This window comes from Peribacillus sp. TH16 (assembly GCF_016651095.1).
In the GTDB taxonomy this organism is placed as follows: domain Bacteria; phylum Bacillota; class Bacilli; order Bacillales; family DSM-1321; genus Peribacillus; species Peribacillus butanolivorans.
Window position 1 is genome coordinate 1,231,129 of the sequence record NZ_JAEKEM010000009.1, and the last position, 13,087, is coordinate 1,244,215.

The following is a 13,087-nucleotide window of genomic DNA, read 5'->3' on the forward strand; positions in this document are numbered from 1 at the left end:
TAATATACGCTATTATGAAATCCTTTTTAAGGATTGTTTAAATGATAAAATGAAATGTGAATTTCAAAGAAAAATATCTTACCATAAACTTAAACTGGGTGAATTAAACTATGCATGCAAACAAACTTCTTGATAGTTTATTAAGGAAGTTTAGGCCGTTCCATTTGGGCGGCTTTTTTCATGCAATGAAGAGATAGTTCCTCTACCCCTACTTACATCTTAATTTAAACTAAGCCATGAATCGTATCAGGTAAAGTTTTTTTTGATTCTATGTAAAGTTTGTAATGAATCTATGTGTATTTCGTAATTTTATTGGAATCCTTGTTTGTCTCCCAACTTTTAGTAGTATGATAGAAAAAAGGGGGTTCTTGGGATGAAATTTTCGAAGTATATTGTCAAATTATTTTCAATCATACAAAAGGAAATACCAGTAACTCATAATAAATGTCACGTCTGTGACGGAACAGGTGCCTATGATATATATACGGATTGTCTTACTTGTAATGGAAAAGGGCTAATAAGTAAAATGGAGTATAATAGGATGATTGAAGAAGGTGAAATTTAATGGTTTCGTATAGGAAGAAACTTCGCGACAACTCTAATTCACCGACAGCTATCAATCTCAGTTATACTAGCGAAATATGTGATATATGGAAGAACAATCCTTATTACTTAATTTATTGTGAAGATCCAATCGGTAATATTATTGAACTTTACAGTCGAAGTACTGAAATGATGTATGAAAATAAAGAGTAATGGTATATAAAAGTATAGGCTTTTTTTAAGCAACCGAATGATTCTCGGAGGCTTTTTATTCATGTTTCGACTTGGCTTAACACCGTCACAATTAATATGGTTGCAAATAATTAAAAAACAACTACATCATCCTTCCTCCCCACTTTCATCCCGCTCCCAAAGTTTACTTCAATAGAACACTCCCAACTACATAAAAAAATCGGAATAGATCTACAAGTTTTTTTCGGCTTTTTGCTTAGAGATTTTGATCGAGAATGTGCCTTTACTCGTTGCTTTGGTAGAGCCAATGACATCAACTATTGGATCAGGGATTTCAAATTCTGCTATGCAGTACAGTCATTATTAACCTTCTTATTGAATGTAGAGATCCCTTCCTTATCATCAACCATAATTATGACAACAAGACTATACATCCTTTTGGTTAGAATTAACTTTTAATAAAGTGTAACTTATTTACAATTAAAATAGAGAATTTATCTTTATTTATTTGACTTTATTCCTGTAGACATATTGAATTTCATTTGTATGTAACAGGGTGAGAAGGATCAATAAATTTTATATTTTTTAAGACGCACATTTACAACCTTGAGTAATATTATGGGCTAATATACTAGGAGTTTTATAGGGGGAATGATGTGAGTGTTAAAAAAAGTTAGCCTATTATTTCTTTTACTCGTACTTGTATGTAGTATTTTGGGTTTTTCTTCTGCATCTGCAGCAGAAGATAAAACAAGTAAGGTTGTCTATTTAACGTTTGACGATGGTCCGAATCAGTACACGCCAATAATTTTAGATATCTTAAAAAAGAAAAAAGCAAAAGCGACCTTTTTTATGATTGAAGGAAATATTAAACGTAATCCAAAAACAGTAAATCGAATGATTAAAGAGGGAAATTATCCTGGGTTACATAGTGTTTCCCATGATGCAAAAAAATTATATAGAGGGAGTTCAAGTAATGTCGCAATCGAAATGGAGAAGACAAGACAAACGTTATTAAAGGTTTCAAAGATTGACAGTAAGCTGACTAGAGTTCCATACGGTAGCAAACCCTATATGACAAAACCGTTTCGAGATACCTTAGCCAAAAAGGGGTTCAAAATGTGGGATTGGAATATTGATACACTAGATTGGAAGTATAATAAAACAAACCCTAGCAAGATAACGTCTAACGTTAAAGCAGGTTTGAAAGGAAAAAAAGGTCCAATCGTCATTCTTTTTCACGATTCAAAAGGAACCGCACAACAGCTTCCGGAGATTATTGACTATCTAAGAGCACAAGGGTATAAGGTAGAGGTTTACAATCCAAAAAACCATATTGTCATGAATTTTTGGGAAGATAAAAGATTCTAGAATACCTAAAGAATGGAACACTAACATACATTAAAGTATGAGGGTGCTAACCACAGGTATCTAGCGACCTAGGATACCAGATTTTTTCAAAGAAAAATAGCTTACCAAAAGTTTAAACTGGTTTATTTAAATAATTCACAAACTTCCTGATAGATTAAGGAAGTTAGGCCGTTCCATTTGGGCGGCTTTTTTCATGTAATGAAGAGATAGTTCCTATACCCCTACTTCCACACCCCTCTCAAAGTATAATTCACTAGAAAAATACCGGCTACATAAAAAAAAGCCTCCGATATTCACTCAGAGGCTTTTCATATTCATGTTCTGATCACTTTTTTACAGTAACTTTCTTTGACGCACTTACATTTTTCGCTTTATCTTTGGCATAGATATAGAGGTTTTTCCCGGCTTTTTGTTTAGGGATTTTGATTGAGTATGTGCCTTTACTCGTTGCTTTGGCAGAGCCGATGACTTTTTTAGATGCTTTTACGTATACAGTGGAGTTGGCTTCTGCTTTACCGGTTACTTTTGTCGTTTTTGTTGTTACTGTATTGACTGAAGGTATACTTGGTGCTGTTTTGTCTGCGACAGTGACTGTTTTGACCGAGCTCGTATTTCCTGCTTTGTCGGTTGCTGTTACGGATAGGACTTTACCGGCCTTTTGTTTTTTTGTCATCGTAACAGTGAAATTCCCTGAGCTATTGGACTTTGCTTTTCCAAGCGCAGTGCTGCCCATTTTGACAGTAACGGTAGAGCCTGCTTCCGCTTTGCCAGTTACTTTTGTCGTATTGTCACCGACACTATTTACAGTCGGTTTCGTAGGTGCTGTTTTATCTTCTACCTTAACTAAAACAGGAACACTTTTATTTCCCGCATTATCGACAACTCTTGTATAGATTAACGTGCCAGCTGTCTGTTTAGCGATAGTCGCTGAAAACGTCTTTTCCCCGTTAATCTTCACTGTAGCGAGTGTTTTTTCATTGGTATAAATGGAAAGGGCGCCTGTTTTGAAATCACTTGGAATTTTCCCTTTGATCAACGTATCCTTATCAGAAATCGCCGTCACAGTTGGCCTAGTCAGCGTCTTCATTTCAAGCGCTTTTTTGGCATTCACCCGGCCATTTCCATAGTATATATCTTTCCCTTTTGTACCTTGGTCAAGAGCTGAGTCATAGAGACGGTATTCCACCTCATATTTAGTGAGTTTTGGCTCATTGGACCAAACCAGTGCTGCTACACCGGCCACCATAGGCGTAGCCATTGATGTTCCACTCATCCAACCATATCTATTACCAGGTAAAGTGGAAAGAATATAGTCGCCAGGGGCGGCAATATCGACTGTTGAATGATAGTTGGAATAACTAGTTCGCTTATCTTTTGAATCTGTAGCGGCCACAGAAATGACATGACTGAATGCAGCTGGATACACGCGCTGTACACTTTTCCCCATATCTCCTTCATTTCCGGCAGCAGCGACAATCAATAAGCCTTTACTATAAGCCTCTTGGACAGCTTTGTTTAACGCTTCCGAATAACTGGTCTCGCCTAGACTCATATTAATAATGTCTGCCCCCTGCTGAACGGCATAATGAATGGCCTCAATGATATCAGCAGTATCGGCATATTTGCCATTAAAAACGTTAATCGGCATAATTTTAATGTTCGGCGCAACACCTGTTCCACCTAAGTCATTGTTGGCAGAACCTGCGATGATTCCTGCAATATGTGTTCCATGTTCCCCTACTGGTACAATATTCTTCCGATTGCGTACCGCATCATAAGGACGGTCGATTTTCCCTTTTAAATCTTCGTGATTACGATCAATTCCATCATCAATGATGGCCACGACCATTTCTTTTGAACCCATGGTTTTTGTCCATGCAGCTTGTGTACCAAGTGTTTTGTGATGCCACTGGTCTATGTAGGCTGGATCGTTCGGGCTTTCCATCTTCTTAAAAAGATAGTTAGGCTCTGCATATTCTACATTCTTCTGATCTTCAAGTTCCTCGATAAGATTGTCGGTTGTTTCCCCTTTAGGAACGTCGACCGTCTCTATTAAATCTCTGATTGGCTCATTGTTCGTCTCTTTATATTTGACAAGTACACCGTCAGTTTGTGGACTCTCAGCAGCTTCTGGCTGATAGCTTGGTAGAATCATAAATATTAATATAACTGAAAGGCTCAACTGAATGAATTTGTGCATAAAATCACTCCAAAAGTATGATTAAGAATAGATATGGATGAGGTTTGATACTTGAACCAACTCTACTATTATTCCTAATTAGATTGTATACCTAGTGATTTAGATTTACTAACCTTTTCATCTAGTTAAAATAGCTCATTTCTGGCAAAACAAAAAACCGCTATATGCGGTTTAATGTCCACCTAAATATGCATTCTTGATTTCTTCGCTTGCGGTTAGTTCCTCGGATTTACCGGAAAGAACGATACGGCCTGTTTCGACGACATAGGCTCTGTCCGCGATGGATAGGGCTAAGTTGGCATTTTGTTCGACAAGCAAGATGGTTGTACCGGTTTTATTGATTTCTTCTATAATATTAAAGATTTGTTTTACTAGTAATGGTGCAAGTCCCATAGATGGCTCGTCCAATAACAGGAGGCGCGGCTTTGCCATAAGGGCTCGGCCCATCGCAAGCATTTGTTGTTCCCCTCCGGAAAGAGTTCCAGATTGCTGCTTCAGTCGTTCAAGCAAACGCGGGAATAATTCATAGACTTTCTCCATATCTTGCTTGATGCCTGCTTTATCTTTTCGTAAATAGGCACCGAGCTGAAGGTTTTCTTCCACCGTCATATTCGCGAAGACGCGGCGTCCTTCTGGAACATGAGAGATTCCCATTTTCACAATAGATTGTGCGGCTTTTCCGCCGATAGATTGCCCTTCGTACATTATTTTTCCTTGTTTCGGTTTTAATAGGCCGGAAATTGTTTTCAGCATCGTACTTTTCCCTGCACCGTTAGCCCCGATTAAGGTTACGATTTCACCTTCGTTAATTGAAAGTGAAATACCTTTCAGCGCTTGAATGTTTCCGTAATATACGTTAATGTCCTCGATTTTTAACATTATGAAACCTCCTCGCCAAGATAGGCCTCGATGACTTTTGGATTGTTACGAATTTCTTCTGGCTTTCCTTGAGCGATTAGCTGTCCGTGATCGAGTACGTATATGCGTTCGCAGACACCCATGACAAGCGGCATATCATGCTCAATCAATAAAACGGTCAGGTCAAATTTTTCACGGATGAGGGCAATCAAGTTCATTAGTTCATGCGTTTCCTGCGGGTTCATCCCGGCTGCCGGTTCATCTAGTAAAAGCAGTTTCGGATTTGCGGCAAGCGCACGGGCTATTTCCAAGCGTCGCTGTTTACCATATGGCAGGTTTTTTGCCTTTTCATCCTTGTATTGATCCAGGTTAAAAATTTTCAAGAACTCAATGGCCTTATCATCCATCTCCTTTTCCCCTTTAAAATGGATAGGCAAACGGAAGATCGAACTCAAAATACTATGTTTCGAAAGAGAGTGATAGGCAACTTTTACATTATCAATCACTGAAAGTTCACTGAACAAGCGAATGTTTTGGAATGTCCGACTGATCCCTTTTTGTGTGATTTTATATGGGGGCAGTTTTCTTAAGTTCTCACCTTCTAAAGAAATCGTGCCCTCTGTAGGGACGTAAACTCCTGTCAGCAAGTTAAAGAAAGTTGTTTTTCCAGCGCCGTTCGGCCCAATCAAGCCAATTAGTTCTCCTGGATATAACTCGACGTTAACATCAGAAACGGCCTTAAGCCCTCCGAACTGGATGCCGACTGAATCGACTTTAAGCAGCGGTGTTTTTATTTTCATGGCTGCTGCCTCCTTTACGTTTGAACATGGATGTTATTTCTTTTGTACCCATTAAACCTTGTGGACGATAGATCATCATCACGATAAGCACAAGGCTGTAGATGATCATTCGTGTTTCCGGGTAATCTTGAAGGAAAGTCGTAACAACCGTTAGTAATATTGCGGCCAATACGGCACCGGAAAGACTTCCAAGACCACCAAGTACTACTAAAATCAAAATATCAAATGATTTCAAGAATCCGAAGTTCGATGGCTGAATAATATAGAAGTTATGCGCGTATAACCCTCCAGCAATCCCTGCAAAAAAAGCACCAATCGCAAACGCGACAACTTTGTAATACGTCGTATTAATTCCCATCGAATCTGCAGCCGTTTCGTCCTCGCGGATCGAAATGCAGGCTCTTCCGTGGGTCGAGCTTGTAAAGTTTCGGATAACGATGATCGTAACGAGAACGGCAACAAACACCCATGGCCAAGTAGTTAAATGGGAAACCTGCATGCCGCTCGCCCCTCCAACATAATCAATATTCAAAAGAATAATCCGGACGATTTCCCCAAAACCGAGGGTCGCAATCGCCAAGTAGTCTCCTTTAAGACGTAAACTTGGGATTCCGATGATCAAACCGGCCAACGCTGCCACCAAACCGCCAACTATCAATGCCACAACAAACGGCATTTCTAACTTCATAGTCATTATTGCTGAAGCATAGGCACCAACTGCCAGGAATCCAGCATGTCCGATGGAAAACTGTCCGGTCACCCCGATGATTAAGTGTAAGCTTGCTGCTAGGATAATATTAATCCCGATGAACATGAGCGTATTTTGATAAAAAGGATTTAGCGATCCGCCGCCGATTAAAACTTGAATCACGGCGAAAAAGATCAGTGATAGCGAAATCGAGAGCCAAAAACCTTTTGCTCGCTTAAATGTAGTCATTGCTTTGTCTCCCCTATACTTTTTCTTTTTTGTTTTTACCGAATAAGCCTTGTGGCATGAAAATCAAGATAAGAATCAGTACGATGAAGGCTACAGCATCACGCCATAATGAGTAACCGGCGGCACTGACCAATGCCTCGATGACACCAAGCAGTAAGCCTCCAACCATCGCGCCCGGTATAATCCCGATTCCTCCAAGTACGGCAGCAACAAATGCCTTCAAACCTGGCAGCACACCCATAAGCGGCTCAATTTTAATATAATAAATACCGAAAATGACACCTGCTGCTCCAGCTAAAGCGGAACCGATTGCAAATGTAGCCGAAATTGTGTTATTAACATTTATCCCCATCAACTTAGCCGCATCCGCGTCAAAAGAAACGGCACGCATGGCTTTTCCTATTTTTGTTTTATGAACGATGATTTGTAAAATGATCATTAAAGCTACAGCTACACCGAAAATCAAGACCGATTGACTGTTGATAGAAACTCCAAAAATATTAAATTTGTCTGTTGGCAATACATCACTTGGATAAGCCTCAGGCTGTGCACCGCGAACGTAGATGAATCCATATTCGATTAAAAGCGAAACCCCTATAGCTGTGATAAGTGCGGCAATACGCGTTGCGTTCCTCAACGGCTTGTACGCAATCCGCTCGATTAATACCCCAAAGATTGCACAGACTGTCATCGAGATTAATAGAGCAGGTACGAATGATAGATCCAGAACCGTTATTGAGTAAAAACCAACGAATGACCCAACCATGAAAACATCACCATGGGCAAAGTTAATTAATTTAACAATCCCGTAAACCATCGTATAACCGAGAGCGATAAGGGCATAAATACTTCCTAGTGAAACCCCGTTAATTAGCTGTTGTATCAATTCCATGTTCGACTCTCCTTGAAAAATCTAATTTTATAATATGGCAAGTTCAGACTCTCGTTTCCACTCAAAATGGAAGTTCCATAAGCCTTTATATACTAGAAAAATGAGAATTCGCCAGCACCTTCTATTGTAAGAAAGGCCGGCGAAAGGATTAAAACTTTTACTCTATCATTAAGGATTGATTTTTGTGTTAAATACTTGTTTCCCATCTTTAAACTCAAGAATGGTAGCAGATTTGATTGGATTGTGTTTTTCATCCAAAGTAAATGTCCCAGTTACAAGTTCAAGGTCTTTTGTTTTCTCAAGGGCATCCTTAATTTTTTCTGAATCTGTCGAGCCTGCCCGTTTAATAGCATCTGCAAGGTAGTATCCTGTGTCATATCCTAAAGCATTAAAAGCATCAGGAGATTTATCTTTGTATTTCGCTTTAAACGCAGACACAAAATTCTGAATTTTCTCATCAGGATCACCTGAAGAATAATGGTTCGTGATGAATGTGTTATTTAGCGCTTTAGCACCGGCAATTTCTACTAGCTTAGGAGAGTCCCAACCGTCGCCGCCCATAAATGGTACGTCAAGTCCTGTTTCACGTGCCTGTTTCACAATTAGACCAGCTTCTTCATAATAACCAGGTAGGAAAATGAAATCCGGTTTTGCTGATTTCAAACGAGTCAATGTAGAACGGAAATCAGTATCCTTCGCAATGTAAGCTTCTTCTCTAACGATTTTCCCGCCATTTGCAATGAATTGTTCTTTAAAGGCTGCCGCTAATCCTTTTGAATAATCACTTGCGCTATCAATATAGATGGCAGCACTTTTTGCTTTGACTTCACTAGTTGCAAAGTTCGCAGCAACTGTACCTTGGAACGGATCGATGAAGCTTGTTCTGAAAATATAATCGTTCAATTTATCATCTTTATATGTGATTTCCGGGCTTGTCCCAGAAGGGCTGATAACTGGAACTTTATTATCTTGTGCAATCTGTACTTGTGCAATCGTGTTCGTACTTGTAGCTGCACCAACAATTGCTGTAACCTTATCTTGTGAAGTCAGCTTGATAGCACCGCTTGTTGCTTCAGACGCTTCAGATTTATTATCAACTTTTATAAGTTTGATTTTTTTACCGTCAATTCCTTCTTTGTTAATCTCTGCAGTCGCAAGCTCTAGACCTTCCGCAATCGATTGACCATATGAGGCTACACCACCTGATAATTCAAGGTTGACCCCGATCTTGATTGTTTCTCCATCCCCACTTGATTTCTCTGATGAACCAGAGCCGCCGGAACAACCTGCTAGAACACCTGCTGCAAGTGTTAGAGAAAGGAATGCACCTGCTAGTTTTTTCTTTTTCATAATTAACCCCTCCATTTTGTAATCATAGCTCTGATGCATGAATATTTATTCAAAACGCCCCAGAAAAAATTGATTAGATTAAATGTTTATAATTAAATAAATATTTCGAAAATTAGTTTACCGCATAAATTTCATTCCGTCTATACAATAATTGAATGAATATTTTGCTAAATGGTATATTTTTCACAGAGGCAACTCACTGTTTCTATTTTTATATATTTTAATTATTGTGAAAATAGCCTGTATTATCAGAATATACAGATTAATTTTATTATATTGATATTATAAAGTTCTAAATTAATACTAAAAAAATTTTATTCCACTTTCCATTATTTTCATCCTATTTAATACATTTTTTCCAAAAAACAAGTAGAACGATAGGGAATTAAACCCATTTTTTTACTATGTTTTAGTCTTTGTTCCTAGTTTATTATTGAACTAGATTCTCTTAAATGTATAAAATGCTGTATATAATTCTATTCTATTTCATATCTAGAATGGTGCTTTCTTGCTAACATTATGATCATAATCAGAAACACTATTCTTTCTCTCCACAACAAAAAACCGCCAAACGGCGGTTTAGTGGCCTCCTAAGTAGGCCATTTTAATTTCTTCACTAGAAGTGAGTTCATCGGCGTTGCCAGAAAGGACAATCCGTCCTGTTTCAACGACGTAGGCCCGATCTGCAATGGATAGAGCAAGGTTGGCGTTTTGCTCAACTAAAAGAATCGTTGTTCCAGCCTCGCTGATCTCTTGGATGATGTTGAAGATTTGTTTCACTAGCAACGGAGCAAGTCCCATGGAAGGTTCATCGAGCAGTAATAAACGTGGTTTCGCCATTAAAGCTCGCCCCATTGCAAGCATCTGCTGTTCACCACCTGATAGGGTGCCAGCCTGTTGTTTGATCCTTTCTAGTAACCTCGGAAATAGTTCATAGACTTTCTCCATATCTTTTTTGATGCCTTCTTTGTCTTTTCGTAAATAGGCTCCAAGCTCCAGGTTTTCAGCAACCGTCATGTTAGCAAAGACACGACGGCCTTCGGGGACATGGGAGATGCCCATTTTCACGATAGATTGGGCTGCTTTTCCTCCAATCGAGCCCTCTTCGAAAAGAACCTTTCCTTGTTTCGGTTTTAACAACCCCGAAATCGTTTTGAGCAATGTGCTTTTCCCGGCTCCATTTGCTCCGATCAAGGTGACGATTTCCCCTTCGTTAATTTCCATCGTAACACCCTTTAACGCTTGGATGTTCCCATAATAGACATTGATGTCCTCGATTTTCAGCATTATGAAACCTCCTCGCCAAGATACGCTTCGATAACCTTTGGATCGTTGCGGATTTCTTCAGGCTTTCCGTGGGCGATAAGCTGACCATGATCGAGTACGTAAATACGTTCGCATACACCCATGACAAGTGACATATCATGTTCGATGAGCAATACCGTAAGATTGAATTCCTTTCGGATAAACGCAATTAGGTTCATCAATTCTTTCGTTTCATGCGGGTTCATCCCAGCCGCTGGTTCGTCAAGTAAAAGAAGTTTCGGATTTGCTGCAAGAGCCCGAGCAATTTCCAGTCGTCTCTGCTGTCCATATGGTAGATTCTTCGCTTTTTCATCCTTATATTGGTCCAGGTTGAAAATCTTCAAGAACTCAATCGCCTTTTCATCCATTTCCTTTTCACCGGAAAAGTGGCCCGGCAATCTGAATACAGAGCTTGCAATCATATGCTTGGCGAGTGAGTGGTAAGCAACCTTGACGTTATCAATCACGGATAACTCACTAAAGAGGCGGATATTTTGAAAGGTCCTGGAAATTCCTTTTCTCGTAATTTTATAAGGCGGTTGTTTTTTTAAATTTTCCCCATTTAAAGCAATCGTTCCTTCTGTAGGAACATACACACCCGTCAACAAATTAAAGAAGGTCGTTTTCCCGGCACCATTCGGACCAATCAGGCCAACAAGTTCCCCCGGAAATAATTCCACGTTAACATCTGAAACAGCTTTCAATCCACCGAAGCGGATTCCCACTGAATCTACTTTAAGCAACGGTATTGTGGCTTCCATCCTTAGGTCCCCCTTTAGTTTTTTTACCAGTGAACAATGTCGTAATTTCTCTTGTCCCCATTAAACCTTGCGGGCGGAATATCATCATCAAAATCAGTACAAGGCTGTAAATAATCATCCTTGTTTCCGGGTAATCCTGAAGGAATGTGGTCACGATTGTTAATAAAATCGCGGCCAAAACTGAACCTGATAGACTTCCAAGACCACCGAGAACCACGAAGATCAGAATATCGAATGATTTTAGGAAACCGAAATTTGACGGCTGGATAATATAGAAGTTATGAGCGTAAAGCGAGCCAGCAACCCCTGCAAAGAAGGCTCCAATGACGAAAGCTGCCACTTTATAATAAGTCGTATTGATTCCCATCGCGTCAGCGGCCGTTTCATCTTCTCTTACGGAAATACATGCACGACCATGGGTTGAATTCGTGAAATTACGAATCACAATAATAGTAATCATTACACAGGCAAATACCCATGGCCACGTTGTCAAATGGGATACCTGCATCCCGCTTGCTCCGCCTACATAATCAATATTCAAGAGGACTATCCGGACAATTTCCCCAAATCCAAGTGTAGCAATCGCCAAGTAATCCCCCTTCAGACGTAAGCTCGGAATTCCAATTACCATACCTGCTACAGCGGCTAAAATCCCCCCTGCCAATAAGGCAATAATGAATGGTAGTTCTAGCTTCATTGTCATCACAGCGGAAGCATAGGCCCCTACTGCTAAAAACCCGGCATGACCAATAGAGAACTGTCCGGTGATTCCGATGATTAAATGAAGACTCGTTGCCAGCATAATATTGATGCCGATAAACATGAGCGTATTGATATAAAATGGATTGAGCATGCCGTTTGAAATGGTAAACTGCATGACCGAGAAAAAAATAAGTGCCAACACAATCGAGAGCCAAAAACCCTTTGAATTCTTTAAAGTAGTCATCGCTATGTCTCCCCTATACTTTTTCTCTTTTATTTTTACCGAATAAGCCCTGTGGCAAGAAGATTAAAATCAAGATGAGTACGATAAATGCCACACCGTCACGCCATAAAGAGTAACCGGCGGCACTGACCAACGCCTCAATAACTCCAAGCAGTAGACCGCCGACCATTGCTCCAGGAATAATGCCAATGCCGCCTAAAACTGCTGCAACAAAGGCTTTAAGGCCGGGAAGGACACCCATTAACGGCTCAATCTTAATATAGTAGATTCCAAAAATAACACCTGCCGCCCCTGCTAGAGCCGAACCTATTGCGAAGGTAGCGGAAATCGTATTATTGACATTGATGCCCATAAGCGTAGCCGCTTCGGAATCAAATGAAACGGCACGCATGGCTTTGCCGATTTTTGTTTTATGTACAACAAATTGTAGGATAATCATTAAAATAATCGATACGGATAAAATTAATATAGATTGGCTGCTGATGGAAACTCCTAATATATCGAGTTTATCCATCGGAAGGACATCGTTTGGATAGGCTTCTGGCTGAGCGCCACGGATGTAGATCAGACCATTTTCTATTAGAAGGGAAACACCGATGGCCGTAATTAAGGCCGCAATCCGTGTTGCATTTCGAAGGGGTTTATAAGCAATACGTTCAATTAAGACACCAAATATGGCGCATACAATCATTGAAATCAATAAAGCAGGGATGAACGATAAGTCCAATACCGTAATTGAGTAAAAACCAACAAATGAACCAACCATAAATACGTCACCATGAGCAAAGTTTATCAGCTTGACGATCCCGTATACCATCGTATAGCCAAGAGCAATCAATGCATAAATGCTGCCGAGTGAAATGCCATTTACCAATTGCTGAATCAGTTCCATATTGCACTCTCCCCGAAAAGGTGTTTTTTTAGTGAAGATA

General features: G+C 39.8%; 13 protein-coding genes. 3 read left to right on the forward strand and 10 right to left on the reverse strand.

Annotation, left to right across the window (positions count from 1 at the left end):
* Window positions 1-373: 373 nt before the first annotated feature.
* The 3 genes from JFV29_RS20000 to JFV29_RS20010 all read left to right on the forward strand — a co-directional run bounded on the left by JFV29_RS20000 (window position 374) and on the right by JFV29_RS20010 (window position 2,106).
* On the forward strand, window positions 374-565 hold the full coding sequence (locus JFV29_RS20000) for a hypothetical protein (RefSeq protein ID WP_201185987.1): 192 nt from the start codon (window positions 374-376) through the stop codon (window positions 563-565).
* Window positions 565-756: a hypothetical protein gene (locus tag JFV29_RS30710; protein WP_242486925.1), complete on the forward strand. Its 192-nt coding sequence runs from the start codon at window positions 565-567 to the stop codon at window positions 754-756. The genes JFV29_RS20000 and JFV29_RS30710 overlap by 1 nt, the downstream gene beginning before the upstream one ends.
* 639 nt (window positions 757-1,395) lie before the next feature.
* Window positions 1,396-2,106 (forward strand): polysaccharide deacetylase family protein, encoded by a 711-nt coding sequence (locus tag JFV29_RS20010; RefSeq protein WP_201185989.1) that lies wholly within the window; start codon window positions 1,396-1,398, stop codon window positions 2,104-2,106.
* 325 nt (window positions 2,107-2,431) lie between these two features.
* Here the strand turns inward: JFV29_RS20010 and JFV29_RS20015 are convergent, their stop codons facing one another.
* The 10 genes from JFV29_RS20015 to JFV29_RS20060 form a co-directional block, all read right to left on the reverse strand.
* Window positions 2,432-4,306: a S8 family serine peptidase gene (locus JFV29_RS20015; RefSeq protein WP_201185991.1), complete on the reverse strand. Its 1,875-nt coding sequence runs from the start codon at window positions 4,304-4,306 to the stop codon at window positions 2,432-2,434.
* Window positions 4,307-4,477: 171 nt separating this feature from the next.
* Window positions 4,478-5,185 carry an ABC transporter ATP-binding protein gene (locus JFV29_RS20020; protein ID WP_053347107.1) on the reverse strand — a complete coding sequence of 236 codons (708 nt, stop codon included), beginning with the start codon at window positions 5,183-5,185 and terminating at the stop codon, window positions 4,478-4,480.
* Window positions 5,185-5,964: an ABC transporter ATP-binding protein gene (locus tag JFV29_RS20025; RefSeq protein WP_201185993.1), complete on the reverse strand. Its 780-nt coding sequence runs from the start codon at window positions 5,962-5,964 to the stop codon at window positions 5,185-5,187. Before JFV29_RS20025 ends, JFV29_RS20020 begins: the two co-directional genes overlap by 1 nt.
* Entirely contained in the window at window positions 5,939-6,901 is a 963-nt protein-coding gene (locus JFV29_RS20030) for a branched-chain amino acid ABC transporter permease (protein WP_201185994.1), read from the reverse strand. Before JFV29_RS20030 ends, JFV29_RS20025 begins: the two co-directional genes overlap by 26 nt.
* A 13-nt stretch (window positions 6,902-6,914) precedes the next feature.
* The gene (locus JFV29_RS20035) at window positions 6,915-7,793 is read right to left on the reverse strand and encodes a branched-chain amino acid ABC transporter permease (RefSeq protein ID WP_201185995.1); all 879 of its coding nucleotides are present in this window, start codon (window positions 7,791-7,793) and stop codon (window positions 6,915-6,917) included.
* A gap of 168 nt (window positions 7,794-7,961) precedes the next feature.
* Window positions 7,962-9,143 (reverse strand): ABC transporter substrate-binding protein, encoded by a 1,182-nt coding sequence (locus JFV29_RS20040; protein WP_201185996.1) that lies wholly within the window; start codon window positions 9,141-9,143, stop codon window positions 7,962-7,964.
* 579 nt (window positions 9,144-9,722) lie between these two features.
* Window positions 9,723-10,430: an ABC transporter ATP-binding protein gene (locus tag JFV29_RS20045; protein WP_053347112.1), complete on the reverse strand. Its 708-nt coding sequence runs from the start codon at window positions 10,428-10,430 to the stop codon at window positions 9,723-9,725.
* Entirely contained in the window at window positions 10,430-11,209 is a 780-nt protein-coding gene (locus JFV29_RS20050; protein ID WP_056528369.1) for an ABC transporter ATP-binding protein, read from the reverse strand. The genes JFV29_RS20045 and JFV29_RS20050 overlap by 1 nt, the downstream gene beginning before the upstream one ends.
* Window positions 11,184-12,155 (reverse strand): branched-chain amino acid ABC transporter permease, encoded by a 972-nt coding sequence (locus tag JFV29_RS20055; RefSeq protein ID WP_053347114.1) that lies wholly within the window; start codon window positions 12,153-12,155, stop codon window positions 11,184-11,186. The genes JFV29_RS20050 and JFV29_RS20055 overlap by 26 nt, the downstream gene beginning before the upstream one ends.
* Before the next feature lie 13 nt (window positions 12,156-12,168).
* The gene (locus JFV29_RS20060; protein WP_053347115.1) at window positions 12,169-13,047 is read right to left on the reverse strand and encodes a branched-chain amino acid ABC transporter permease; all 879 of its coding nucleotides are present in this window, start codon (window positions 13,045-13,047) and stop codon (window positions 12,169-12,171) included.
* Window positions 13,048-13,087 lie beyond the last annotated feature (40 nt).

Bases quoted from the DNA above. Each gene is read 5' to 3' on its own strand.
- JFV29_RS20000 (WP_201185987.1), top strand. From the start codon at position 374: ATGAAATTTTCGAAGTATATTGTCAAATTATTTTCAATCATACAAAAG.
- JFV29_RS30710 (WP_242486925.1), top strand. From the start codon at position 565: ATGGTTTCGTATAGGAAGAAACTTCGCGACAACTCTAATTCACCGACA.
- JFV29_RS20015 (WP_201185991.1), bottom strand. From the start codon at position 4,306: ATGCACAAATTCATTCAGTTGAGCCTTTCAGTTATATTAATATTTATG.
- JFV29_RS20020 (WP_053347107.1), bottom strand. From the start codon at position 5,185: ATGTTAAAAATCGAGGACATTAACGTATATTACGGAAACATTCAAGCG.
- JFV29_RS20025 (WP_201185993.1), bottom strand. From the start codon at position 5,964: ATGAAAATAAAAACACCGCTGCTTAAAGTCGATTCAGTCGGCATCCAG.
- JFV29_RS20030 (WP_201185994.1), bottom strand. From the start codon at position 6,901: ATGACTACATTTAAGCGAGCAAAAGGTTTTTGGCTCTCGATTTCGCTA.
- JFV29_RS20035 (WP_201185995.1), bottom strand. From the start codon at position 7,793: ATGGAATTGATACAACAGCTAATTAACGGGGTTTCACTAGGAAGTATT.
- JFV29_RS20040 (WP_201185996.1), bottom strand. From the start codon at position 9,143: ATGAAAAAGAAAAAACTAGCAGGTGCATTCCTTTCTCTAACACTTGCA.
- JFV29_RS20045 (WP_053347112.1), bottom strand. From the start codon at position 10,430: ATGCTGAAAATCGAGGACATCAATGTCTATTATGGGAACATCCAAGCG.
- JFV29_RS20050 (WP_056528369.1), bottom strand. From the start codon at position 11,209: ATGGAAGCCACAATACCGTTGCTTAAAGTAGATTCAGTGGGAATCCGC.
- JFV29_RS20055 (WP_053347114.1), bottom strand. From the start codon at position 12,155: ATGACTACTTTAAAGAATTCAAAGGGTTTTTGGCTCTCGATTGTGTTG.
- JFV29_RS20060 (WP_053347115.1), bottom strand. From the start codon at position 13,047: ATGGAACTGATTCAGCAATTGGTAAATGGCATTTCACTCGGCAGCATT.